The organism is Agromyces mediolanus, assembly GCF_014648575.1.
Lineage (GTDB): Bacteria > Actinomycetota > Actinomycetes > Actinomycetales > Microbacteriaceae > Agromyces > Agromyces mediolanus.
In genome coordinates this window covers 1,713,608-1,735,871 of the sequence record NZ_BMRJ01000001.1, presented here as the reverse complement: position 1 = coordinate 1,735,871, position 22,264 = coordinate 1,713,608, and the positions used below count along the sequence as shown (strand labels likewise).

The following is a 22,264-nucleotide window of genomic DNA, read 5'->3' as shown; positions in this document are numbered from 1 at the left end:
GAGGCGTGCTTCACCGTGCGCCGCGGACGGCCCGGGCGATCGTGGCGATCGCCCGTTCGAAGCGCGCGGGATGCGTCGCCGCGTAGTGCACGATGAGGCCGGGCGGGCCGGGGCGGTGCCGCTGCACGCTGAGCGGCTGCACGAGCACGCCCAGTTCGCGTGCCGCGGCGGCGACCCGGGCATCGTCGACGCCGCCGGGGAGCTCCAGCAGCAGGTGGAGGCCCGCGGCCACGCCGTGCACGCGTGCCTCGGGCAGCTGGGCGCGCACCGCCGCGACGGCGGCATCCCGGCGCAGCCGGTGTCGAGCCCGCATCGCCCGGAGGTGCCGTTCGAGCGCGCCGGAGTCGAGCAGCCGTGCCAGCGCGAGCTGCGGCAGCGCCGGCGACCCCAGCCCGCTCGCCCACTGCCGTTCGACGAGCTGCTCGACGAGCCGCGTCGGCGGCACGAGCCAGCCGAGCCGGAGGGCGGGCGCGAGCGTCTTCGACAGACTCGAGGTGTAGGCGACGCGCTCGGGCGCGAGCGGCTGCAGCGCGCGCACGGGCCGCCGGTCGTATCGGTACTCGGCGTCGTAGTCGTCCTCGACGATGAGCCGGCGGGCCCGTTCGTCCGCCCACGCCACCAGCTCCCGCCGCCGCCCGGGGGCGAGCACGACGCCGCTCGGGTACTGGTGCGCGGGCGTCACGAGGACGGCGTCGGCGTCGCGCCGTCGGAGCTCCTCGACCACGAGGCCGTCCGCGTCGACGGGCACGGGCTCGACCCGCGGCATCCAGTACTCCAGGATGCGGCGATTGCCGGTCGCGCCCGGATCCTCGAGCGCCACCGAGTCGTGTCCCTCGCCGAGGAGCGCCCCGGCGAGCAGCGCGAGCGCCCCGGTGACGCCGGCGGTGACGATGACGCCGCCCGGTTCGGTGACCACGCCGCGCGAGCGGGCGAGCCAGGCCGAGAGCGCCTCGCGGAGCGCCGGGGCGCCGGCCGGGTCCTGATAGCCGAGCGTGCGCCGGGATGCCTCGGCGAGCACCTCGCGCTCCGCGCGCAGCCAGGCCGCGCGGGGGAACGCCGTGAGCTCGGGCAGGCCGGCGGCGAGATCGATCGGCTCGTGCGCCGGGCCCTGCGGGGAGTGCGCCGGTGCGACGCGCCCGTCGCCGCGCGATGAGGCCGAGCGTGGCCTCGCCGTTCGCGGCGCCGCCGCCCGCGTGCTGCGCGCGCTCGATGCGGCGACGACCGTGCCGACGCCGACGCGGGGCTCCACGAGGGCCTCCTCCGCGAGCCGGCGATACGCCTCGGCGACGGTGTTCCTGGCGAAGCCGAGTTCGCCCGCGAGCACCCGGGTCGCCGGCAGCCTGGACCCCGCGCGCAGGGCGCCACCCGCGATGGCCGCACGCAGTTCGCCGGCGAGCCAGTCCGCGCGACGTCCGCGCGGCACCGCGGTCGAATCCAGCAGGAGGAATCCGTCGCCCGGCATTGGCCCAATCTATCCATCATCGATGGCACCTGTCGATGGTCCATTCGAGCGGGCAGGCTCGCGGCATGCCCACTACCTCTCTCACGGCGACCGCCCCATCCCGCACCGCCGGGCTCGGCTGGTGGGCGCTCTGGCCGGGACTCGCCGCGATGGCGCTGCTCGGCAGCAGCGTCGCGGTCATCGACGCGACGCGCACCCTGCCGGTGTTCGCCCTGCAGTCCGCCCGCTACGCCGTGGCCGTCGCGGCCATCGTGGTGTTCGCGCGGATCTTCCGGGTGCGCCTCGTGCTGCCGCGACTCCGCGATCTGGGCTGGGTGCTCGGCGGGGCGGCGACCGGCCTCGTCGGCTTCAATCTCGCGACGATCGTCGGCACCGCCCACGCCGAACCGGCGTTCCTCGGCGCGGCGGTCGGCTGCATCCCGCTCGTGCTCGCACTCGCGGCTCCGCTCGCGGCGGGCCGGCGCCCGTCGCCCCGCCTCGTCGTCGGCGCCGTCGTCGTCAGCGTCGGGGCGATCGCCGTGACCGGCTGGGGCCGCGCGGACCCGCTCGGGGTGCTGATGGGCCTCGCCCTCGTGGCGGGCGAGGCGGGCCTCACGCTCTTCGGCGCCCGGGCGCTGCCGCGGATGGGCGCGTGGAGCTACTCGGCCGCGACGTGCGCCGTCGCCGCGATCGCGTTCGGCGTGCTCTCGGCGTTCACCGAGCATCCGGAGCCCGCCCTGCTCGCCTCACCGACCGCGCTCGGCGCGATCGCCTATCTCGGCGCGATCGCCACCGCGCTCGCCTTCGTGCTCTGGTTCACGGGGGTCGGCCGGATGGGCGCCGCCGCGGCCGGCCTGTGCGCGGGCACCGCCGCCCCGGCCGCGGCCCTCATCGCCGCGGCGCTCGGCGCACCGCTCCCCTCGCCCGGCGCCTGGCTCGGGATGGCGGCCATCGCCCTCGGTCTCGTGATCGGCTTCGCCCCGCGCCTCAGCACGCCTCGAAGACGTACGCGGCATCGCTAGCGCGGCGGCAGCAGCCGACGATGCTCTCGGGGCCGGGAGGCGATGGTCGCGAGCCGAATCCAGTCCTCGTCGGTGCGCGGCCGATGCCGAATGGTCGCCGCGAGCGGTCGACGCGCGCGAGCGCCGCCGCGGCCGAGCCAGATTCCGAGGGCGAGGCCGACCACCGCCGCTCCGGCGAGCAGCCAGATCGGCGCAGCGAGCGCGGCGAGCACGCCCATCGCCGCAGCCGCACCGCCGAGCGCCGCGACGAACTGCCAGCGCGCGCGACGCCGCACCCGTCGGAGCACCCGCTCCGCGAGCGCTCCGGACGCCAGTGCGTACAGGGCGCGCTGACGCTCGAGCTGGATCTGCGCGCGCTGGAGCTCCTGTCGGAGCCGCCCGAGCTCGTCGCGGCCAGCCGCGGTCCAGTTGCGACGGGAAGCTTCGTAGGGCGCACCCGGCGAGGCGCTCGCCGCGCGCTGACGCCGTCGTCGACCGGCTGCCGCGCGCAGCTCGCGTCCGACGGCTGTCGGCGTGCTGAACCGACCTGCACCCGCTCGATTCGCGAGCAGCTCATCGTCGCTCCGGTGCCCGACGCCGAGCACCACGGGCACCGGGCACGCGTGGATCGCTCGAATGAGACGCTCGTCGTCGAAGAGCGCGAGGCCGCGCCAGTCTCCACCGCCGCGCACGAGGACGACGAGGTCGACGTCACCGGGGTCGGCGAGGCGCCTCGCGAGCTCGGGCGCCGCGGCCTCCCCGTTCATCCGCACCGCGATCTCGCGCACCTCGAGGTCGCGGGCAGGACGAACCTCGCCCAGGAAGTCCGCGCGGCCAGCGCTGCCCGGCGGCGAAATCAACAGCACGCGGCGAGCCGCGTCCAGCAGGGCCCGCGGCGGTTCGATGGCTGCCGCCCGCAGAACGCCCTCGGCGAGCAGGCGCTCACGCGCCGCGCGTCGGGCACGATGAATCGGGCCGTCGCGCGGAGGGCGACGCGCGACGAAGCCGATCTTCAGGCGCAGGCCCGCCGAAGCGTCGACGGAGAGCCGCCCGCGCACATCGAGGACAGCCCCAGGGGCGAGTCCCTTCGGCAGGTACGGCCGACAGTGCGAAGCGACCGCCGCGTCGACAGTGCGGAGCTCGCCGCGCTCGTCGCGCGCCCCGAGCAGCAGGCGCACGCCGCTCGCACCGTGCTCGACGCGCAGGACCTCGGCTTCGGGGAGGTGCAACTCTCCGGCAGCGGCAAGCGCGTCACCCACGATCGCGTGCACGCCCGGCACGTCGCAAGGCGCGGAGCTACGACGTTCATCGCTCACTGGTGAACTGCGGGCGCCCGCGCCATCGATCGCAGTCCGTGAAATGCGGGAACACTGCTCCATGGGATCCCATGATTCCGTATGCCGCCGACATTCCGGCCATGAAAGCTCAAATCAAGGTACGCATAGGTATCCCTTTCTCGGCGGCTCCTCAACACGTCTCGAAGACGTACGCAGCATCGCCCGGCACGGTGAGCTGCCGGTCGCGCAGCACCATCGAGCCCGGTGCGCCGGGCGCGCGGCAGAGCTCGCCGAAGGGCACGGGCAGCTCGTCGCTGTACTCGATGTCGATGACCTCGTCGCCGTAGACCGCGGCGTACGCCCCGCACTCCGCGTAGGCGGCGCACTCCTCGGTCACGGCGAAATCGAAGCCGCCGCGGTCGCGGAGCACCGCGGCATCCTCGGCGGCGTTCTTCTGCCCGGCGGCGAGCCCGGCTTCGTGCGCGGCGGAGACCAGCAGCCGCGCGAGTTCGACCGCCCCGTCGAGTGCGAGCGCACCGCGCGAGCGGGTGTAGCTGTCGAGATTGTCGAACTCAACGGCGTCGTAGCCCGCCGCCGCGCAGCCCGCGATCCAGGGCGAGACGATCGCCGCGATGGCCTCGCGACGCTCGGGCGTGGAGTGGTCGAGCAGCGCCTCGTCCGGCCAGTCGGGGTCGAAGACGGGGGCGCCGTCCCGCTGCAGGAGAAGCTCAGCGGGCCAGTCCTGCAGCTCGCCGGGCTGCGTCTGAAAGCCGTTGACGTAGCAGATCGAGTAGCGACCCTCCGCCGGAGAAGCACTACGGTCCCGCGCGACGATGCTGACCTCGTCCGCCGGCTCGTATGCCCCGCCGAGCTGATAGTCCGGCAGGCCGCCCGCCGGCGGCAGGGCGATGCCCGGTGCGGTCGGCGCGACGCCCGACGCGGACGCCTCGGCACCCCCTGGCCCGTCGGCTCCCCCGCTCGGCGCGCAGGCGGCGAGCAGAATGAGGATCCCGGCGGCGGCGAGCCCACTGCCCAGTCGACGCCATCGTCCGCGCCCCGCCGCCCCTCCCCGCATGCGCCCCACCCTAGCCGCGATCCCCGACCAGGCGACGCCCGTCGCGGGCTCCGGCCCACCGCGCCGCCGCCCCGTGGCTGACGTCGAACCCCGCGCCTTGACTTCCAACAAGAATCCAATATTATTTGAAGCAACGGGAGCAGAACGGCCGGTCGACAGGCATTTTCCGCCCCGGGCCGCACTCGCGGCCGCCGTTCGGCGCGTGTGCGCCGAGCGGACGAACCCCGTCGACGCAGCGTCGCCCGGCCGATGGCGGCCGCGCGCCCGCGTCCCATCCCCTAGGAGCCCTCCCATGAGCTACCCCTACCTCGACCGCTTCAACGGCGTCTTCGGCGGCAAGGCCCCCGTCATCGGCATGGTGCACATGTACGCCCTGCCCGGCGCCCCCGCCTTCTCCGGCGATCTGAACGACGTCATCGACCGCGCGGTGCAGGACGCGAACACCCTCGCCGAGGGCGGCGTGGACGCCCTCCTCGTCGAGAACTTCCACGACTACCCCTTCTACCCCGTCACCATCGAGCCGGAGACCGTCGCCGCGGCCGCCGTCGTCGCCCGCGAGGTGCGTCGCCAGACCGAGCTGCCGATCGGCATCAACATCCTCCGCAACTCGTGGAAGGCCTCGCTCGGCATCGCCGCGGCGGTCGACGCGCAGTTCATCCGGCTGAACATCCTCACCGACGCCTCGGTCACCGACCAGGGCATCATCAACAGCGAGGCGCATCTCGTGGCCCGCTACAAGAAGCACATCGGCGGCGAGCACATCCTCACGCTGGCGGATCTGCTGACGAAGCACGCGCGCCCGCTCGTCGAGCGCCCCGTGCCGGTCATCGCGGCCGACATGCTGCACCGCGGCGGCGCCGACGCGATCATCCTCGCCGGCGACGACACGAGCATGCCGCCGAGCCTCGACCGTCTGCGCCAGGTCAAGGACGCCATCGCGGACGCCCCGATCATCCTCGGCTCGGGCATGACGGCGAAGCACGCCGCCACCTACGCGGAGGTCGCCGACGGCGCCGTGTTCGGCTACGGCTCGAAGCCGAACGCCGACATGGACCTGCCCGCGAGCGGCGAGATGACCCGCGAGTTCGTGCAGCTCTGGCGTTCGGGTCAGGTCAAGAAGGCGGCCTGAGCCGTCCAGCTCCCGCCCGCAGCACCTCGGGGCCCGCGCCGCTACGGCGCGGGCCCCGAGCCGTGCGCCGGCGACGCGATAGGTTCGAGCAGGCACGACCGACCACCCCCGAGGAGCCCGAGTGAGCGAAGAGCGCGTCCCGCCGTCGCGACGGCGGTCCACCCGCGTGCCGTACGCCGACCGCGCCTACGACGAGCTGCTGCTGCAGATGATCGGCGGGCGGCGCGAACCGGGCGACCGGCTCAACATCGGCGCCCTCTCCCGCGAGATGGGCCTGTCGGCGACGCCGATCCGCGAGGCGCTCGCCCGACTCGAGCCGACCGGCTTCGTGCTGCGGCATCCGCTCCGGGGCTACGAGGTCGCGCCCCTCCTCTCCCCCTCCGAGATCGTGCAGCTCATGGACGCCAGGCTGCTGTTCGAGCCGAGCTTCGCGGGCGAGGCGACGACGAAGGCGGATCCCGAGTTCCTGGGCCGGCTGCTCGCGACCATCGAGACGATGGAGCGGGCGGGAGAGCTCGCCGACCCCGAGACGCTGAAGGCGAGCTGGGTCGCCGACGAGTCCTTCCACACGCTCATCAGCGCGCAGACCGGCAACCCATTCACGCACCGCGCCTTCGCCGCGCTCGGCAGCCAGTTGCAGCGCTTCCGGCTGAGCGGCCGGGCCGGCCGCACGCACGCGCTCGAAGCGGCGGCGGAGCATCGCGGCATCTACGACGCGATCGCGGGCGGCGACGAGGAGGCCGCGGTGCGGCTCATGCGCGCGCACATCGAAGAAGCCAGGCGCCGCACGCTCACCGACGAGCGCGCGGCGAGCGCCGGCACGGCCGAGCCGCCCGCGCGCTGAGCATGCCCGGCGTCATGGGGCGCCGGCCCCCGGGCGCACGAACGCGCCGCCGGTCCCCCACGGTTCGCGGAGGACCGACGGCGCGGCCGATCTGGATGCCTAGTCGGCCTGCTTGCCCTTGAAGACGCCGTTCTTGCGCTTCGCGACGAGGTAGAGCACGACGCTGATGGCGCAGAGCGTGGCGACGTAGAACGGGAAGACGTTCCCGAGGCCGACGCTCTGCAGGTAGACGAACAGGTACGAGGCGGTGCCGCCGAAGAGCGCGACGCCGATGCCGTAGCCGAGACCGACGGCGGTGCCGCGGAACTGCTGCGGGATCATCAGGTTCGCGACGGTGCTGAAGATCGTGAGGTTCAGCAGCAGCACGAGGGAGCCGCCGAGGAGCACGGCCGCGAGCGGGCCCACACCGTTGCCCGTGTAGAGCAGCACCAGGAAGATCGTCGGGATCGCGAGCAGGCGGCCGAGCACGAACCAGCGCGAGAGGTCCCACTTGTCGAGCACGCGGCTGAGCACGAAGGCGCCGACGGTGAGGATGACGCCGAGCGAGGTGGACACCGCGAAGACGCCCGTGGGGTCCTCGCCGTAGGTACCGGTCGCGATGGACGGCAGCCCCGAGAGCCAGGTGTAGTTGTACGCCTGGATGGCGCCGACGATGAAGACGACGGCGAGGATGCTGAGCCAGTACTTCCGGACGCCCTTCCAGACCTCGCCGGTCTGCTGACGGGTGGTGACGCGGCTGCCCTCGGCGACGCTCGACGCGGCGGGCAGGGTCTCCGGCAGGGTGCGGCGGAGCCACAGCACGATGAAGCCGAGCAGGCCGCCGAGGATGAACGGCACGCGCCAGCCGTAGTCGGCCATGCCCTCGGGGCCGATCAGCGAGCTCGTGACGAACGCGGTGAGCGGGGCGAGCATGTTGCCGAGGTTGTTGAACGTCGCCATGAAGCCGGCGACGTAGCCCGGGCGGTCCGGCACGAGCTCGACGCCGTAGGCCGCGCCGAGCGAGCCCTCGATGCCCGTCGAGAAGCCCTGCATGATGCGGCAGAACAGCACGATGACGCCGGCCCAGATGCCGAGCGTCTCGTGCGTCGGCAGGATGCCGATGACGAGGCTCGCCGCCGCGGTGACCGCCACGGCCCCCACCATGACGGGCTTGCGGCCGAGCCGGTCGGCGACGAGGCCGAAGACGACGCCGCCGATCGGGCGCACCACGAAGCCGACCGCGAAGACCGCGAGCGAGTTCAGGGTCGCGGCGACCGCGTTCTCCCCCGGGAAGAAGGCCTGTCCGATGTACACGGACAGGAGCCCGAACATCGCCCAGTCGTACCACTCGAGCGCGTGGCCCGCGCTGAGGGCGAACAGCTGCTTGGCGTGCCCGGGCTTCCGGACGGGCGAGGCCTCGGCGCGCGACGCGGGCGCGGGGTCTTGGAGTTTCGACATCGGGGGGAGCTCCTTCGCTCGATGCCACCTTCGCAGAAGCGGGGTGAGGTTGTCGGTAATAAAATAGTATAGCGGGCGCTATAGGATTAACGCCAGGGCAGCGGGCGGCGGAGCGTCTCCCCGATGAGCTCCAGCACGCCGTCGAAGTCCATGTCGAAGATCACCCGATGGATCGGGCGGGTCTCGCCCTTCACCGGGTGCACGCCGGCGAGGAACCGCTCCCCCGTCGCCTCGTCCTCGAAGGTCTGCAGCGGGCGCTGCACGGCCCCCGCGACGAGCTCCGGCCGCAGCAGCGTCGCCACCGCGAGGCTGTCGTTGATGCCCATCACGCGCGCAGTGTCGGGCCGGCCGTACGAACGCGAGTAGAAGCCCGCGTAGTCGTGGCTGATCGCGGTGATGAGCTCCGCCGGCGGCGACTTCGTCTCGGCGGCGAGCTCGAGGAAGAAGTCCTCGGGCACGAGCGCCTGCCGGGTCACGTACGGACCGCACCAGGTCACGTTCCCCTCGTGGCTCGCGACGATCTCGGCCGCGTCGATGTCGAAGGACACGTTCGGGTCGCGCGAGACGCGGAAGCGACGGTCGGCCCACGGCTCGGTGTCGTGGTACAGCGCCGGGCCCAGCGTGCCGACGATCGTCGTGCTGCGCAAGCGCTCGAGCAACCTCGGCTCCTGCTGGAGCGCCTTCGCGAGGTTCGTCTGCGGACCGAGGGCGAGGTAGTCGATCTCGCCCTCGTGCTCGGCGACGAGGTCGAGCAGGATCGGGATGCCGTTCGGCTCGGCGGGCACGCTCGTCTCCGGGCGCAGCCCGGTGTTGCCGAAGCCGTCGTCGCCGTGCACGCCGGACGAGAGCTTCAGCTCCTGCTTCAGCGGCACGTCGGAGCCCCGGTACACGGGAACATCATGGCGCCCGCAGGTGTCGAGCACGTAGCGCGCGTTGTCGGCGGCGCGGTCGCCGTGGCAGTTGCCGAAGACGCTCAGCACCGCGAGGATCTCGACCTCGGGATCGGCGGCGAGCAGCATCAGCGCGAGGGCGTCGTCCACACCGGTGTCGGTGTCCACCACTACTTTCCTCATTGTCTGTTCCTTCTGTTCTCTCGTTCTCGTCCGGCCTGCGGGCCGTGGTCGGATGCCGGCTCTGGCCGGCACGGTTCAGGGGGCGCTGAGCCCCACGGCTTCGAACGCCGCCAGCGCCCGCTCCCCCGCGAGCGACGCCGCGAAGTCTCGCGCGGCGGCCGGCGCACCGATGCGCGCGCCGATCGCGAAGCGCGCGTAGGACTGCAGCTCGTGCGGGATCGGCTCTACGAGGTGGGGCCCGTCCACCGAGCGCAGTTCGCTCAGCTGCTGGATGGCGAGCTCGGCGCGGCCGTCCACGACGGCCTCCGCCGTGAGCCCGGCCGGGAAGCGCACCGCGCGCTCGTCGAGGCGTTCGAGCAGGCCCCGCTCCCGCAGGAGCCCGGCGAAGTGCAGCCCGCTCGCGCCGGAGAGCGAGTAGGCGACGGCCCGGGCCTCGAGCAGCCGGTCGAGGAACGCCTCGGCCGAGGCATCCGCCAGCGACGGTGTCTCCGGCAGGCGCGCCACGCCGATCGCCGAGACGGCGAGTTCGGTGACGGTCTCGGGGTCGAGCACGCCCTGCGCCGCGAGCTCGCCGACCGAAGCGGCGACACCGAGCACGAGATCGGGGCGCTCGCCCGCGGCGATCCGATCGAGCAGCACCGTCGTCGGCTCGAAGGTCGCCTCGATGCGCTCGCCCGTCTCCGCCTCGAAGGCGGGGATGAGCGAGTCGACGAGCGGCTGGCGCACGACGAGGCCGCTGTAGAGGGTGATCATGCGGCGGGGGTCCTTCCCTCGAGAGGCGGCTGGATGGGCGGTTGGGCGAGCGCCGCGACCCGCTCCGCGCTGAGCGGAGCGGTGCGGTGCCCGGCGGTGAGGAAGAAGAGCTGCGCGGTGTGCTCCAGCTCCTCGAGCGCGTCGAGCGCACCATCGAGATCGCTACCGGCGACGACGGGCCCGTGGTTGCGCAGCAGCAGGGCGTGGCTCGCGGCGGCGGCCTCCTCGACGAGGGCGGTGCCCGAGGCATCCCCCGGCGCGAGGTACGGCAGCAGGCGCAGCGCGCCGACCCGCATCGCGAAGTAGGCGGTGAGCGGCGGCAGCGGCGCCTCGGGGTCGAGCCCGTCGAGGCACGACAGCGCGGCGGCGTACGGCGAGTGGGTGTGCACGACGGCGTTCAGCTCGGGCCGGGTGCGGAGCACCGCGAGATGCAGGAACGCCTCCTTGGTCGGGCGGGGCCCGTCGAGCCGGCGCCCCTCGGCATCGAGCACCGAGAGCGCCCCCGCCTCGACCTCGCCGAGACTGACCCCGGTCGGGGTGAGCAGGATGTGCTCGCCGTCGCGCACCGCCAGGTTGCCGGTGCGTCCGTGGCTGAGGCCGCGCCGGTGGATGGCGTGCGCGATGCGCTCGACCGCGAGCGCCGCGGGCCCGGCGCCGCTCACTCGCCGGCCCCCGCTTCGGCGACGTCGACGAAGAACCCGGGCTCGCCGAAGTTCCCGGACTTCAGCACGAGGTGCAGCGATCGGTGCGGGTCATGGATCCAGGGCGCGCCGAGCGCGGCCTCCTCGCCGACGACCGCGGTGCCCATGCGGAGCGCGCGCACGACCTCGCCCGAGGTCTCGCCGCCGGCGACGAGGAGCCGCTGCACGCCGCGCGCCGCGAGGCCCTCGGCGATGAGTCCGGCGGTGCGCTCGTAGAGCTCGCCCGCCTCGGGGAATTCGGCGTCGCGCTCGGCCGCGGGGCTCGACGAGTAGATCAGGGCGGAACGGTCGCCCGAGTGCGCATCCCACCAGGCGAGCGCGCCGGCGGCCAGGCCCTCGGCGGTGTCGCCGCGCTCGGCACGCAGGCGGTAGCTGGGCGCCCCGGAACGCTGGAAGCGATCGATCTGCTCCAGCGTGCGGCGCGAGCAGCTGCCCGCGATGATCGCGGTGCGGCCGGCGGGCGGGGCGCTCGCCGAGCGCCCGCTCGCGGGGCGACGCCGGGCGAGCGCGCCGACGAGGCCCGCCGAGCCCGCGACGAGCGGTGCGCCGTCGATCGCCTCCGCAATCACTTCGAGGTCGGCGTCTTCGGCCGCGTCGGCGACGAGCTGGACGACGCCGGATGCCTCGGCGGCCGCGACCGCGTCGCGCACCGCTGCGGCGCCCGCCCGGACGACCTCGAGCGGCAGCAGGCCGACCTCGCCGGCGAGCTGCGGCGCGAGCAGCCGCGGCACCGAGGAGTCCCGCATCGGGGTGACCGGGTGCTCGCGCATGTGCGTCTCGTCGAGCGGCACGCCGCCGACGAAGAGCCGCCCGCCGGTGACGGTGCGTCCGTGCAGCGGAGCCGCCGGGGTCGTCACGACGAGGGCCGCGCCGAGCTCGGCGGCGAGCGCCTCGCTGACCGGCCCGATGTTGCCCTCGGGCGTCGAGTCGAAGGTGGAGCAGTACTTGAAGTAGGCGCACTCGGCACCGGCCGCGCGCAGTGCCGCGAGGGCCGCGAGGCTCTGCGCCACCGCGTCGGCGACCGGGATCGAGCGGGTCTTCAGCCCGATCACGATCGCGTCGGCCTCCACCTCGCCCGGCTCGAGCTCTGTCGTGAGCGAGAGCAGGGTGCGCAGTCCCGCTCGACTGAGCGCCGCCGCGACGTCGGTCGCACCCGTCACGTCGTCGGCGATGACGCCGATCATCGGCCGCGCCTCGCGATCTCCGCGGCGAGTCGGCTCGCCGCCGCCGTGGGCGCGTCGAGCACCGGCACGCCGAAGCGCTCGGCGAGGGCGGCGGCGGCCGGGGCGAGCGAGAACTGGGCGAGCACGACGGCGTCGTAGCCCGGCGCGGCCGCCTCGATCGCCGCGGCGAGCACGGCCGTGAGCTCGGCTTCGGGCTGCGGCTTCGCGGCGGCCGGTACGACGAGCGTGTCGAGCTCGGTCGCGACGCCGGCCGCGTCGAGGGCGGCGGCGAGCCGGGTCGAGCTGTCGGCGGCGGCCGAGTCGAGCGAGGCGACGAGGAGCACCCGGGCGGCGCCCAGCGCCACGGCGGCGTCGAACAGTGGGCCGTCCGCGGCGAGCACGGCCACCCCGTCGGCCGCGGGGTCGCGCAGCTCGGCGCGCGCGCCGTACTGCGAGCAGGTGAGCAGCACGCCGTCTGCGCCGCCCTCGATGGCGAGCTCGATGAGCCGGTCCATCCGGGCGGCGAGCGGCGCGGTGATCCCGCCCTCGCCCTGCGCGTCCGCGAGCAGGCGGTCGTCGAGCAGGTTCCAGACCGTGCCCTCGGGGAACTGCGCGGCGATGGCCGCGGCGGCGGGTGCGATGGCGAGCGGCGTCGCGCTGATCAGCGCGATCCTCGGGTCGGTCATCCTCGGATCCTCTCCGTCCAGCCGAGCCCGTCGACGGTGCCGGCGACCGGCCCGTACTCGAGCCCGATCCAGCCGTCGTACTCGCTCGCGGCGATGCGTGCGAGCACGCGCTCGTAGGCGATCTCCCCCGTGCCGGGCTCGCCGCGGCCGGGGTTGTCGGCGATCTGCACGTGCCCGATGCGCGGCACGAGCCGTTCGAAGCGCTCGATGACGTTCCCGCCGTCGATCTGCGCGTGGTAGACGTCGAAGAGCACGCCGACCGTCTCCGGGTCGACGGCCTCGGCGACGGCCGCGGCGGTCTCCATCGTGGCGAGGCCGTAGCGGGGTTGGTCGCGCTTGTTGATCGCCTCGAGCACGAGGCGGATGCCGGTGCCGCGGGCCTGCTCGGCCGCCCAGCCGATGTGCGCGACGTAGCCGGCGAAGGCGAGCTGCGGGTCGACGCCCTCGGGCCGGAGCCCGGCCATGACGTGCACGACGGGCGCACCGATGGCGGTCGCGTAGTCGAGCGCCTGCAGCACGCCGGCCCGGAACTCCTCCCCCGCACCCGGCACGAAGCCGGCGCCCATGACGGTCGCCGAGCCCGCGGGCCCAGCCGGGGTGTTGATGAGCGCCTGGGCGAGCCCGGCACCGGCGAGCAGCTCGCGGATCCGCTCGGCCGGCAACTCGTACGGCGAGGCGTACTCGACGGCGGTGAATCCCGCCGCGGCGGCCGCGTCGAAGCGCTGCTCGAACGGCAGCTCGGTGAACATCCACTTGAGGTTCGCCGCGAGGCGCACGGGCCCCGAGGCCGTCTCGACGATCACGCGGGCACCCCCTCGTAGCCAGGGTTCACGACGAAGCGGGGGGCGCCGGCGGCGCTCAGCACGTCGATGACGTTGGCCGCGGCCATCCGCCCGGACTCGCCGCGGGCTTCCCGCGTCGCGCCCGCGACGTGGGTGGTCGCGAGGATGCCGGGGGTGTGCAGCAGCGGGCTGTCGGCGGGCAGCGGCTCGGTGGCGAAGACGTCGAGCGCCGCTCCCCCGATGACCCCGTCGCGGACGGCGGCGACGAGGGCGTCCTCGTCGACGATGCCTCCGCGGGCCGTGTTCACGAGCACCGCGTCGCGCTTCATGGTGCGGAGGCGTGCGGCGTCGATGAGGTTTCGGGTGGAGTCGTCGAGGAAGAGGTGCAGGGTGACGAAGTCGGACTCGGCGAGCACCTCGTCGAGCTCGGCGCGGCGGATGCCGTTGGCGGCCGCGAACGCCTCGTCGAAATAGGGGTCGTAGGCGACGACCGACATGCCGAAGCCCGCGGCGATGGTGGCGACGGCCTTGCCGATCGAGCCGAGGCCGAGGATGCCGAGCGTGGCGCCGGCGAGCTCGCGCCCGGTGAGCTGCTGCCAGCTGCCCGCCGCCAGGTTCTGGATGTTCTCGGGCACGCGGCGGGCGACGGCGAGCATGAGCGCGAAGACGTGCTCGGCGACGGCCTGGCGGTTCGCTCCGGCCGTGATGCAGACGGGGATGCCGCGGGCGGTGGCCGCGTCGAGGTCCACGCTGTCGTAGCCGACGCCGGTTCGCACGATGAGCTGGAGGCGCTCGGCCGCGGCGAGGTGCTCGGCGGTGAGCGGCAGGGTGCCCGCGATGATGGCGCGGACGCCGGCGAGCAGTTCGGCGCGCTCCGCCTCGCCGAGGGCGGCGAGGTCCGGCACGTGCCGGGTGGAGAGCCCGGCGGCGCCGAGCATCAGGTCGACCTCGTCGCCTGGGCGGAGGAAGGCGGTCGTGATGAGGACGTCGGCGGTTCCGGTCACCAGATCCCTCCCTCGTAGTCGGCGGCGGTGAAGGCGCCGCCGTGGAAGGCGGGCACGGTCTTGCTGCGGTCGACCGCGTCGGCGTGGTCGGCGGCGTCGTCCTTCGGCCGGTAGCCGATGGCGTTCCAGCCGGCGTCGGCGTTCCACCAGCGCTCCGAGTTCGCCGACGTGCCGTAGACGACCTGGCAGCCGACCGGGCCGCCCTCGATCGCGCAGCGGACGAGCTCGACGCCGTCGGGCCAGCTGAGCCAGAGCGCGAGCTGACGGGTGTCCTCGGGTGCGGGGCGGAAGGTGCCGATGCGCAGCAGCACCGACTCGACGCCCCACTTGTCGTGGTACAGGCTCGCGAGCGCCTCACCGAAGGCCTTCGAGACGCCGTAGTAGCTGTCGGGGCGGAGGGCCGCCGACTCGTCGAGCAGCTCCGAGGAGGGGTGGAAGCCGACGATGTGGTTCGAGCTCGCGTACACGACGCGGCGGACGCCGGCCCGGCGGGCGGCCTCGTACACGTGGTATGTACCGTCGATGTTCGCGGTGCGGATGGCCTCGTAGGGCGCTTCATCGGCGACGCCGCCGAGGTGCACGATCACGTCGACGCCCGCGGCGGCCTCGGTGAGCCGGTCGAGTTCCGCGAGGTCGCCGAGCACGAGCTCCTCGCCGGGGAACAGCTCGCCCTCCGGGGCGCGGCGGGCGAAGAGCACCACCCGGTCGTAGCGGCCGGCGAGGCCCTCGCGGATCACCTGGCCCATGCGGCCGGTGCCGCCGGTGTAGAGCACGGTCGTCATCGTCGTCCTTTCGTTCGCAGCGGCGTCAGCCGATGCTCCGGTCCTGTTCGCCCTCGGCATCCGCGAAGTAGCCGATCTCGGCGCGTTGCGGGCGCACGCGGCGCACGGCCCCGTCGGCGAGCGCGAGCCCGACGTCGTGGCCGGGCACGAGCAGGCCCGCGGTGTCGCCGAGGAGCGAGCGCAGCCGGTCGATCGTGGCGGTGCTCGCCTCGTCGTCCAGGCTCGAGTCGGCGCGGAGGGTGGTGAGCTCGTGGAGGTTCTTCACCGCGTCGCCCGCGAAGACCAAGCGGTCGTCGGTGCGCTCGGCGAAGAAGGCGAGGTGGTGCGGGGTGTGCCCGGGGCTCGCGAGGGCGTGGATGCCGGGGAGCACCTCCTGCCCGGCGCGCATCCGCTCGACGCCCTGGCGGCGGCGCAGCAGCTCCTGCACGTGCAGATCGGGGATGAACTTCGTCCCCGCCGGCTGCTCGGCGGCCCAGGCGAGCTCGTCCTCCCCGACCCAGGTGGTCGCGTTGGCGAACATCGTGAAGTTCGCCACGTGGTCCCAGTGCAGGTGGGTGATGAGCACGTCGGTGACGTCGGCGGCGGTGAGGCCGAGCCGAGCGAGCCCCTCGTGGATGAGCGGGATGTACGCGGGCTGGCCCGCGTCGATCAGCACGCGGCGTTCCCCGTCGTCGAGCAGCCAGAGGCTGCTCCAGCCGAAGGCGCCGTGCGAGGCGGACTTGCCCGGGAAGCCCTCGACGAGCGGCGTGGCCGTGTAGCCGCCGCCGCCGGTCACCGCCTCGGTTCCTTCGCGCTCCATCGCCGCCTCCTCAAAATAGTATGGACTATAGTATTGCACAATCTCGGGAACTGACCCGACGGCTGCCCCACCGGCACCGCCCGACCCGCTCGGTCGCCGAGCGCTCGATCAGTCGCCGAGTAGTCGCTCCGTCGCCCCGATCACGTGGGCCCGCATCGCCTCCGCGGCCGCCGCACCGTCGCCGGCCTCGATCGCCTCGAAGATCGCCGTGTGCTCGGGCGCCGCTCGCCGCGCCCCCGTGCGGCCGAACTTCGAGAACAGCCGGAAGCGCTGGATCTGTCCCCCGAGCGCGCCGTACGCCATCTCCAGGAAGCGATTGCCGGCCTGCGCCGCGATGCACATGTGGAAGCGGTCGTCCGAGCGCCAGTACAGGTCGAAGCCCTCGGTCTCGATGTCGGCGAGCTCGGCGGACTGGTGGAACTCGTCGACCGCCTCGCGCAACTCGGCGATGAAGGCATCCGTCTTGCGGAGCGCGGCCTGCTCGGCGAGCTTCGGCTCGAGCAGCAGTCGCGCCTCCATGAGCTGCTGCACCTCGGTGCGCGTCATCATCGGCGCGACCCGGTAGCCGCGGAGCGCCTCGCGCTCGACGAGGCCGGTGTGCTCGAGCCGGGCCAGCGCCTCGCGCAGCGGCGTCTGGCTGACATCGAGCTCGCGCGAGAGCGCGCCGATGTTCAGGCTCTGGCCGGCGCCGCGCTCCCCCGACATGAACTGCTGCAGCAGGACGTCGTACATCTGATCGGCAATCGGCCTCTTCGTGGGTGTCCGCTCGATCATCCCCTCAGTGTAGGGCCACGCCCCCGGTCCGGAGCGCGATCTCCGCCGGGGCGCGCCACTCCCCGAGCGGCCCGTCACCGCCGCTCGAGCGGCGCCGCTCAGGCCCGCATCCCCCGCCAGATCAGCTCGATCGCGGCGCGCATCCGCGCGACGACCGCGGGCTCGTCGATCCGCTCGCCGCGCACGACGAGCTGGTAGTAGGCGACGCCCGCGATGGCGTCGAACGCGGCCTCGACGTCGAGATCCGCGCGCAGCTCGCCGCGCGCGACGCCCGCGGCGAGCGCGCGTTCGAGCGGCACGCGACGGCGGGCGACGTGGGAGGTCCAGTACGCCCGCTGCAGCGCGCGGTCGGCCATGACGAGGCGGATGCGCTGGCGGAACCGTGCTTCCGGGTAGCCGGGGGCCGAGGGGGCCACGCCGTCGGCGCCGAGGCCGAGCCCGGTGAGCAGCAGCTCGTGGAGGCCGACCGCGTCGCCCACCTCGGGCGGCACCTCGCGGCCGACGTCGAGGGCCGCGGCGATGAGGGTCGTGAGCGAGGGCCAGCGGCGGTACAGCGCGGCTCGGCTCACCCCGCTGCGGGCGACGACCCGGCCCACCGTCACCTCCTCACCGGCATCGATGAGTGCGAGCGTGGCCGCGACGAGCTGCCCGTCGAGCTCCTCGTCGCGCGGCCGACCGGGACCGCGGCGGTGCGCGGCCCCGGTCGAGGCGGCTGCTGGCGGCGCGACCAGCGGAGCGGGGCTCGTCACGCGGCGAGCGCCCGCGCGCGGAGGCGAGCCACGGTGTCCGCCGAGAGCCCGGCGTCGCGCAGCGGGGTCAGCGGGTCGCCGTAGCGAGCGCGGAGCGTGCCGAGCAGGATCCGCATCGAGACCTCCATCGGCCCGTCGGGCAGCGAGGCGCGCAGGCGCTCCTCGTCGAAGCCGAGCCGGGCGAGCAGCGGCCCCATGACGCCCTGCGTGCGGCGCATGATCGCGGGCATGTTCTCGTCGGTGCGGGCGTAGTCGATGACGATGTCCTCGTCGTCGGCGCCGAGGGCGAGCAGCAGCATCGCGGCGAGCACACCCGTGCGGTCCCGGCCGGCCGCGCAGTGGAACGCGGTCGCCCCGGGGGCGTGCGCGACGACGTTCAGCGCCGTCACGAGCTGCGGCGCGGCGGTCTCGACCATCGCGACGTAGGACTCCCCCATCGACTCGTGCGTGAACGGCAGCTGCGTCCGCATCGAGTCGCCCACGTTCGCCATGAGCGCGAGGTGGTGGTACGCGACCGGACGGGAGCCGAACGGGCCGCGCCCGCTGATGGCGACCTCGTCGGCCGAGCGCAGGTCGATGATCGCGGTGAGACCGGCGGCGACGAGCTCGTCGGCCGCCTCCTCCGTCACGAGGGCGAGATCGTCGGTGCGGATCGCGAGCCCGGTGCGCAGCACTCCCCCGTCGATCGGGATGCCGCCGAGGTCGCGGAGGTTGACCGGGGCGCTGAGGGCGAGCGCGGGGCCGTCGATGATCGTCATGTGATTCTCCTTCTGATGAGGGCGCTGCCCTGGTCGATGGCCGTCACCAGCACGATGATGCAGATGATGATGGCGCTGAGGTGGCCGTAGTCGTACATGCGCATCGCCGTCGTGAGCTCGAGGCCGATGCCGCCCGCCCCGACGAGGCCGAGGATGGTCGCGCCGCGCACGTTCCCCTCGAACAGCAGCAGGCTGTAGGAGGTGAGCAGCGGCGCCGCCTGCGGCAGCACGCCGTACTGCACGACCTGGCGCTTGGAGGCGCCGACGGCCTGCATGGCGACGACGGGGCCGCGATCGACCTGCTCCATCGCCTCGGCGAAGATCTTGCCGATCGAGCCGATGGAGCCGAGCGTCATCGCGAGGATGCCGGCGAAGGGCCCGAGCCCGACGGCCGAGACGAACATGAGCGCGAAGACGAGGTCCGGCACCGAGCGGATGATGTTCATCAACCAGCGCGTCGGGTAGTACAGCCACTTCGGGGCGATGTTCGAGGCGGCGCAAACCGCGACGAAGAGCGAGAGCACGGCGCCGAGCACGGTGCCGACGACGGCCATCTGGAACGTCTCCAGCAGCAGCGCGAGGATCGTGCCGAGCTTCGAGAAGTCCGGCGGGAACAGCCGGGAGAGGAACTCCCCCATGTTCACCGCGCCCTCGCCGAGCTTCACGAAGTTGAACTGGGCGCCGTTGAACGACCAGATCAGGAGTAGCGCCGCGACCGGCAGTCCGATCAGGAAGCGGGTGCGAGGCATCCGGAACGCGCGCTCCAGGCGCTGCCGCTCGGCGGCGGCGAGCACCGGGTCCACGGCGCTCGGGCCGCCCGCCGAGGTGCCGGTCGCGACCCTGCTGCGCGGCTCAGTGCTCGTCATCGCCGGGCTCCTCATCCTCGTAGAGCGGCGCGAGCGCCGAGGCATCCAGCTGCGATGTGCGACCGGAGACGAGGATCTCGCCCCGGCGCAGGCCCACGATGCGGTCGCTGTGCGCGAGCGCGAGCGGCAGCACGTGCAGGCTCACGAGCACGGGGATACCGTCCTCGCTCGCGATCTCGCGGAGCAGCTCCAGCACCGAGTCGGCGAGCTTCGGGTCGAGCGAGGCGACCGGCTCGTCGGCGAGGATCACCTTGGGCCGCTGCATGAGCGCCCTGGCGATCGCGACGCGCTGCTGCTGCCCGCCCGAGAGCGATCGGGCGGGCTCGAGGGCCTTGTGCGCGATGCCGACCCGGTCGAGCAGTTCGAGCGCACGCCGGCGGTGCGCGCTCGAGAAGCCGCCGACGAGGTTGATGGGCCCCCCGTCGTGCAGCGCGCCCGTGAGCACGTTCGTCAGCACGCTGAGCCGCGGGATGAGGTTGAACTGCTGGAACACCTGCCCGACCTCGCTGCGGAGCGTCCGCAACTGCCCGCGGCGGAGATTCGTGACGTCGTGCCCGGCGACCCGCACCGCGCCGCCCGTGATCGGCGCGAAGCCGGTGAGGCTCCGCATGAGGGTCGACTTGCCCGAGCCGGAGGCGCCGAGCAGCGCCACCATCTCGCCCGGGAACAGCTCCAGGTCGACGCCCGCGAGCACCCGCTGCGCGTCGTAGGCGACCTCGAGGCCGCGCACGGTGACGAGCGGCAGGGCCTGGCGCAGTTCGGCCGTCGTCACCCGCGGCTCGACCTCGTGCGCGCCCGCCACGAGCGTCACTTCAGATCCTTGAGCTCGACCCCGGCGACGGCCGCGATCTCGGCGAAGCCGGCGAACTCCTCGGCCTTCGGGTCGACAGTCTGCGGGGCGGCGGCGAAGGAGCCGTACGCGCCGAGCCGCTCGGCGTTCTCGGGCGAGAAGACCTCGGCGATGCCGTCCTGGATGACCTTGCGGGTCTCGGCGTCGAGCGACTGGCGGCCGAGCACGGCGCCCGCGATCGGCATGGCCGGGCTCTCGCCGACCGCGCGCCACTCGCCGTCCTCGAAGGGGAACATCGGCTTGCCGAGCTGGGTCAGCATGACCGCGGTGCAGGCGGCGTCGACCTGGCCCTGCGCGAGCGCGGCGAAGCTGCCCTCGTGGCCGCCGGCGAAGATCGCCTCGTAGTCCGCGTCGCGCTCAAGGCCCGCCTCGTGCAGCATGTACACGGGCATGAAGTAGCCCGAGCTCGACGCCTGGTCGGCGAAGGCGACGGTCTTGCCCGCGAGGTCCTCGACCTCCTGGATGGGCGAGTCGTCGAGCACGACGCAGGTCGACACCGGCGCATCGTCGCCCTGGAACGCGACGAGCGCGTCGACCTCCCCCGTGTTCACGGCGAGGGCCGAGGGGAAGCCGCTCATGATGCCGATGTCGACGTGGTCGGCCCGGATCGCCTCGACGACGCTCAGGTAGTCGGGCACGTCGGTGATCTCGACGTCGCGGCCCGTCGCCGCTTCGAGGAGCTCGGCGAACACCTCGACGGGGTTCTCGGCGGTGGGGTCCTCGCCGACGGGGATCGTCGCGATCGTGATCGGCGCGTTCGGGTCGGCGGCGGCCGCCTCTCCGGCGGTGCTCTGGCAGCCGGTGAGGGCGAGGGCGGCGACGCCGAGGACGCCGACGGCGGGCAGGGTGAAGCGGCGCATGATGACCTTTCGGAAGGGGGATGCCTCGGCATTCCGAGACCACCGGTATTCCAACTCCCGAAGGTGTCCGGCAATTACGAGACCGGCGGACTCCGAATCGAACGGATCGTGAACGACCGGTGACCCCGCTCGGGTAGCGTGCTGGCATGGGGGAAGCGCGGCGGGAGTTCTGGCGCGTCGCCCTGCCGGTGGCGGGCGTCGTCGCACTCTGCGGGACCGTCTGGGTCGCGGTGGCGGTCACCGAGGCGCAGCAGACGCGCACCGTTGCTCAGGCCGCCTCGGCTGTCGCGGCACAGCTCGACGCGATCGAGGCGACGGTCCCCGCGGCGAGCGCGCTCGATCGCACCGCCGAGGTCATGACGCAGCCCTGCCCGGTTGCCGGCAGAGGCGAGCAGACCGTGCACCGGCGTCACGTCGAGCTCGATCCGGGCTTCGACCGGGTGGAGTGGGCCGCGACGCTCGGCGACGCGTTCCCCGAGGCGGAGGGGTGGCAGCGGCGAGTGACGGCGCTCGACCGCCGGGAGAACCTCGACATTCGGATCGTCGGGCGAGAGCTCATCACGGTCGATGTCGTCGCAACCGGCGACGACGAGCGCGCCCGGCTCACGATGCGGGCGACGAGCGAGTGCGCGAACGCGGAGGACGACGATGCGAGCCAGTGACACCGTGCTGCCCGATGGGCGCACGATCCGCAGCTTCGAGACGGGACCAGTGGATGCCTCGGCCGCGATCGTGTGGCATCCGGGCACGCCGCACACCGGCCGCCCACCGGCACCGCTCGTCGCGCACGCGGAGCGTCTGGGGCTGCGGCTCGTGTCGATCGCCCGGCCGGGCTTCGGCGGCTCGACGCCGCACCCCGGCCGCACTGTGGCGAGCGCCGCGCGCGACGCCCTCGCCGTGCTCGACGCCGCCGGCGCCACCCGGGCGATCGCGGCCGGCTACTCGGGCGGTGGGCCGCACGCCCTCGCCCTCGGCGCACTCGCCCCGGACCTCGTGGGTGCCGTCGTCGCGGTCGCGAGCCCGGCGCCGTTCGAGGGCGACACGGGCGTGGACGGCGCGGGATGGTTCGCCGGTATGCGTGCGCCCGGCGGACTGCTCGCGGCGCGCGACGGCCGGGCCGCCCGCCTCGCCTACGCCGAGCACGAGGTGTTCGACCCCGAGCAGTTCCTGCCGGTGGACTGGGCCGCGCTCGAGGGCGAGTGGGGCGCGGTCGGCGAAGACGCCCAGGCCGCCGACGCGTTCGGACCGGATGGCGGGGTCGACGACGACGTCGCCTTCGTGAACGATTGGGGCGTCGCCCTCGCCGAGGTGACGCCGCCCGTGCTGCTCGTGCACGGAACGGGCGACCGGGTCATCCCCTTCGCGCACGCCGAGCGGATCGCCGCCGCGCTCCCCCACCCCGAGCTGCACGCCCGCGAAGGCGACGGCCACGTCGCCGTGCTCGCGGGCCTCGGCCCGGC

24 protein-coding genes are annotated in these 22,264 nt (G+C 73.7%); 5 read left to right on the top strand and 19 right to left on the bottom strand.

Translation table 11 applies throughout. From position 1 onward, the window contains the following. Positions 1 to 10 precede the first annotated feature (10 nt). Positions 11 to 1,462, bottom strand: a complete 1,452-nt coding sequence (gene pdxR, locus IEY71_RS08250) for a MocR-like pyridoxine biosynthesis transcription factor PdxR (RefSeq protein WP_189084738.1) — start codon at positions 1,460 to 1,462, stop codon at positions 11 to 13. A 65-nt stretch (positions 1,463 to 1,527) separates the two neighbouring features. Here pdxR and IEY71_RS08245 point away from each other — a divergent pair, with 65 nt between their 5' ends. Beyond that, a complete protein-coding gene (locus tag IEY71_RS08245) occupies positions 1,528 to 2,463 on the top strand; it encodes an EamA family transporter (RefSeq protein WP_189084737.1) in 936 nt (311 codons plus the stop codon). Here IEY71_RS08245 and IEY71_RS08240 read toward each other — a convergent pair. Both IEY71_RS08240 and IEY71_RS08235 read right to left on the bottom strand, forming a co-directional pair. Further along, positions 2,460 to 3,821, bottom strand: a complete 1,362-nt coding sequence (locus IEY71_RS08240) for an exodeoxyribonuclease VII large subunit (protein ID WP_189084736.1) — start codon at positions 3,819 to 3,821, stop codon at positions 2,460 to 2,462. The genes IEY71_RS08245 and IEY71_RS08240 overlap by 4 nt on opposite strands. Before the next feature lie 88 nt (positions 3,822 to 3,909). Beyond that, positions 3,910 to 4,794 (bottom strand): endo alpha-1,4 polygalactosaminidase, encoded by an 885-nt coding sequence (locus tag IEY71_RS08235; RefSeq protein WP_189084735.1) that lies wholly within the window; start codon positions 4,792 to 4,794, stop codon positions 3,910 to 3,912. Between the two features lie 292 nt (positions 4,795 to 5,086). Here IEY71_RS08235 and IEY71_RS08230 point away from each other — a divergent pair, with 292 nt between their 5' ends. Beyond that, positions 5,087 to 5,923 (top strand): BtpA/SgcQ family protein, encoded by an 837-nt coding sequence (locus IEY71_RS08230; protein ID WP_189084734.1) that lies wholly within the window; start codon positions 5,087 to 5,089, stop codon positions 5,921 to 5,923. Positions 5,924 to 6,044: 121 nt separating this feature from the next. Next, complete coding sequence (locus IEY71_RS08225) at positions 6,045 to 6,767, top strand: GntR family transcriptional regulator (protein ID WP_229781589.1); 723 nt, start codon at positions 6,045 to 6,047, stop codon at positions 6,765 to 6,767. A gap of 99 nt (positions 6,768 to 6,866) precedes the next feature. On the opposite strand, the gene IEY71_RS08220 is transcribed toward IEY71_RS08225, so the two are convergent. The 16 genes from IEY71_RS08220 to phnD all read right to left on the bottom strand — a co-directional run bounded on the left by IEY71_RS08220 (position 6,867) and on the right by phnD (position 20,804). Continuing rightward, on the bottom strand, positions 6,867 to 8,204 hold the full coding sequence (locus tag IEY71_RS08220; protein ID WP_189084733.1) for an MFS transporter: 1,338 nt from the start codon (positions 8,202 to 8,204) through the stop codon (positions 6,867 to 6,869). Positions 8,205 to 8,290: 86 nt separating this feature from the next. Next, positions 8,291 to 9,262, bottom strand: a complete 972-nt coding sequence (locus IEY71_RS08215) for a nucleoside hydrolase (RefSeq protein WP_194483596.1) — start codon at positions 9,260 to 9,262, stop codon at positions 8,291 to 8,293. A 90-nt stretch (positions 9,263 to 9,352) separates the two neighbouring features. Then, on the bottom strand, positions 9,353 to 10,030 hold the full coding sequence (locus IEY71_RS08210; RefSeq protein ID WP_189084731.1) for a substrate-binding domain-containing protein: 678 nt from the start codon (positions 10,028 to 10,030) through the stop codon (positions 9,353 to 9,355). Next, the gene (locus IEY71_RS08205; protein ID WP_189084730.1) at positions 10,027 to 10,692 is read right to left on the bottom strand and encodes a class II aldolase/adducin family protein; all 666 of its coding nucleotides are present in this window, start codon (positions 10,690 to 10,692) and stop codon (positions 10,027 to 10,029) included. Before IEY71_RS08205 ends, IEY71_RS08210 begins: the two co-directional genes overlap by 4 nt. Further along, entirely contained in the window at positions 10,689 to 11,915 is a 1,227-nt protein-coding gene (gene otnK, locus IEY71_RS08200) for a 3-oxo-tetronate kinase (protein ID WP_189084729.1), read from the bottom strand. The genes IEY71_RS08205 and otnK overlap by 4 nt, the downstream gene beginning before the upstream one ends. After that, complete coding sequence (locus IEY71_RS08195; protein ID WP_189084728.1) at positions 11,912 to 12,580, bottom strand: hypothetical protein; 669 nt, start codon at positions 12,578 to 12,580, stop codon at positions 11,912 to 11,914. Before IEY71_RS08195 ends, otnK begins: the two co-directional genes overlap by 4 nt. Further along, entirely contained in the window at positions 12,577 to 13,383 is an 807-nt protein-coding gene (locus IEY71_RS08190) for a hydroxypyruvate isomerase family protein (protein ID WP_229781588.1), read from the bottom strand. The genes IEY71_RS08195 and IEY71_RS08190 overlap by 4 nt, the downstream gene beginning before the upstream one ends. Next, a complete protein-coding gene (locus IEY71_RS08185; protein ID WP_229781587.1) occupies positions 13,380 to 14,366 on the bottom strand; it encodes a phosphoglycerate dehydrogenase in 987 nt (328 codons plus the stop codon). The genes IEY71_RS08190 and IEY71_RS08185 overlap by 4 nt, the downstream gene beginning before the upstream one ends. Next, positions 14,363 to 15,148 carry an NAD-dependent epimerase/dehydratase family protein gene (locus IEY71_RS08180; RefSeq protein ID WP_189084727.1) on the bottom strand — a complete coding sequence of 262 codons (786 nt, stop codon included), beginning with the start codon at positions 15,146 to 15,148 and terminating at the stop codon, positions 14,363 to 14,365. Before IEY71_RS08180 ends, IEY71_RS08185 begins: the two co-directional genes overlap by 4 nt. A gap of 25 nt (positions 15,149 to 15,173) precedes the next feature. Next, positions 15,174 to 15,947, bottom strand: a complete 774-nt coding sequence (locus IEY71_RS08175) for an MBL fold metallo-hydrolase (protein ID WP_189084726.1) — start codon at positions 15,945 to 15,947, stop codon at positions 15,174 to 15,176. 108 nt (positions 15,948 to 16,055) lie between these two features. Continuing rightward, positions 16,056 to 16,721: a GntR family transcriptional regulator gene (locus tag IEY71_RS08170; RefSeq protein WP_229781586.1), complete on the bottom strand. Its 666-nt coding sequence runs from the start codon at positions 16,719 to 16,721 to the stop codon at positions 16,056 to 16,058. A gap of 98 nt (positions 16,722 to 16,819) precedes the next feature. Continuing rightward, complete coding sequence (locus IEY71_RS08165; RefSeq protein WP_229781585.1) at positions 16,820 to 17,470, bottom strand: TetR/AcrR family transcriptional regulator; 651 nt, start codon at positions 17,468 to 17,470, stop codon at positions 16,820 to 16,822. Beyond that, positions 17,467 to 18,228, bottom strand: coding sequence for a tyrosine-protein phosphatase (locus tag IEY71_RS08160; RefSeq protein ID WP_189084725.1), 762 nt, complete (start codon positions 18,226 to 18,228; stop codon positions 17,467 to 17,469). Before IEY71_RS08160 ends, IEY71_RS08165 begins: the two co-directional genes overlap by 4 nt. Beyond that, positions 18,225 to 19,094, bottom strand: a complete 870-nt coding sequence (phnE, locus tag IEY71_RS08155; protein WP_229781584.1) for a phosphonate ABC transporter, permease protein PhnE — start codon at positions 19,092 to 19,094, stop codon at positions 18,225 to 18,227. The genes IEY71_RS08160 and phnE overlap by 4 nt, the downstream gene beginning before the upstream one ends. Beyond that, entirely contained in the window at positions 19,081 to 19,905 is an 825-nt protein-coding gene (gene phnC, locus IEY71_RS08150) for a phosphonate ABC transporter ATP-binding protein (RefSeq protein WP_229781583.1), read from the bottom strand. The genes phnE and phnC overlap by 14 nt, the downstream gene beginning before the upstream one ends. Next, the gene (phnD, locus tag IEY71_RS08145; protein ID WP_189084724.1) at positions 19,902 to 20,804 is read right to left on the bottom strand and encodes a phosphate/phosphite/phosphonate ABC transporter substrate-binding protein; all 903 of its coding nucleotides are present in this window, start codon (positions 20,802 to 20,804) and stop codon (positions 19,902 to 19,904) included. Before phnD ends, phnC begins: the two co-directional genes overlap by 4 nt. Positions 20,805 to 20,950: 146 nt before the next feature. On the opposite strand from phnD, the gene IEY71_RS08140 reads away from it, so the two are divergent. Together IEY71_RS08140 and IEY71_RS08135 are read left to right on the top strand one after the other, a co-directional pair. After that, entirely contained in the window at positions 20,951 to 21,466 is a 516-nt protein-coding gene (locus IEY71_RS08140) for a hypothetical protein (RefSeq protein WP_189084723.1), read from the top strand. Continuing rightward, on the top strand, positions 21,453 to 22,264 hold an 812-nt coding region (locus IEY71_RS08135), incomplete at its 3' end, for an alpha/beta fold hydrolase (protein ID WP_189084722.1). The genes IEY71_RS08140 and IEY71_RS08135, both read left to right, overlap by 14 nt.

What these genes read in the sequence shown, in the direction of transcription:
- phnD (WP_189084724.1), bottom strand. Translation starts at nt 20,804, where the DNA reads ATGCGCCGCTTCACCCTGCCCGCCGTCGGCGTCCTCGGCGTCGCCGCC.
- IEY71_RS08235 (WP_189084735.1), bottom strand. Translation starts at nt 4,794, where the DNA reads ATGCGGGGAGGGGCGGCGGGGCGCGGACGATGGCGTCGACTGGGCAGT.
- otnK (WP_189084729.1), bottom strand. Translation starts at nt 11,915, where the DNA reads ATGATCGGCGTCATCGCCGACGACGTGACGGGTGCGACCGACGTCGCG.
- IEY71_RS08175 (WP_189084726.1), bottom strand. Translation starts at nt 15,947, where the DNA reads ATGGAGCGCGAAGGAACCGAGGCGGTGACCGGCGGCGGCGGCTACACG.
- IEY71_RS08220 (WP_189084733.1), bottom strand. Translation starts at nt 8,204, where the DNA reads ATGTCGAAACTCCAAGACCCCGCGCCCGCGTCGCGCGCCGAGGCCTCG.
- IEY71_RS08195 (WP_189084728.1), bottom strand. Translation starts at nt 12,580, where the DNA reads ATGACCGACCCGAGGATCGCGCTGATCAGCGCGACGCCGCTCGCCATC.
- IEY71_RS08230 (WP_189084734.1), top strand. Translation starts at nt 5,087, where the DNA reads ATGAGCTACCCCTACCTCGACCGCTTCAACGGCGTCTTCGGCGGCAAG.
- IEY71_RS08245 (WP_189084737.1), top strand. Translation starts at nt 1,528, where the DNA reads ATGCCCACTACCTCTCTCACGGCGACCGCCCCATCCCGCACCGCCGGG.
- IEY71_RS08160 (WP_189084725.1), bottom strand. Translation starts at nt 18,228, where the DNA reads ATGACGATCATCGACGGCCCCGCGCTCGCCCTCAGCGCCCCGGTCAAC.
- IEY71_RS08170 (WP_229781586.1), bottom strand. Translation starts at nt 16,721, where the DNA reads ATGATCGAGCGGACACCCACGAAGAGGCCGATTGCCGATCAGATGTAC.
- IEY71_RS08210 (WP_189084731.1), bottom strand. Translation starts at nt 10,030, where the DNA reads ATGATCACCCTCTACAGCGGCCTCGTCGTGCGCCAGCCGCTCGTCGAC.
- IEY71_RS08240 (WP_189084736.1), bottom strand. Translation starts at nt 3,821, where the DNA reads ATGGAGCAGTGTTCCCGCATTTCACGGACTGCGATCGATGGCGCGGGC.
- phnE (WP_229781584.1), bottom strand. Translation starts at nt 19,094, where the DNA reads ATGACGAGCACTGAGCCGCGCAGCAGGGTCGCGACCGGCACCTCGGCG.
- IEY71_RS08140 (WP_189084723.1), top strand. Translation starts at nt 20,951, where the DNA reads ATGGGGGAAGCGCGGCGGGAGTTCTGGCGCGTCGCCCTGCCGGTGGCG.
- pdxR (WP_189084738.1), bottom strand. Translation starts at nt 1,462, where the DNA reads ATGCCGGGCGACGGATTCCTCCTGCTGGATTCGACCGCGGTGCCGCGC.
- IEY71_RS08180 (WP_189084727.1), bottom strand. Translation starts at nt 15,148, where the DNA reads ATGACGACCGTGCTCTACACCGGCGGCACCGGCCGCATGGGCCAGGTG.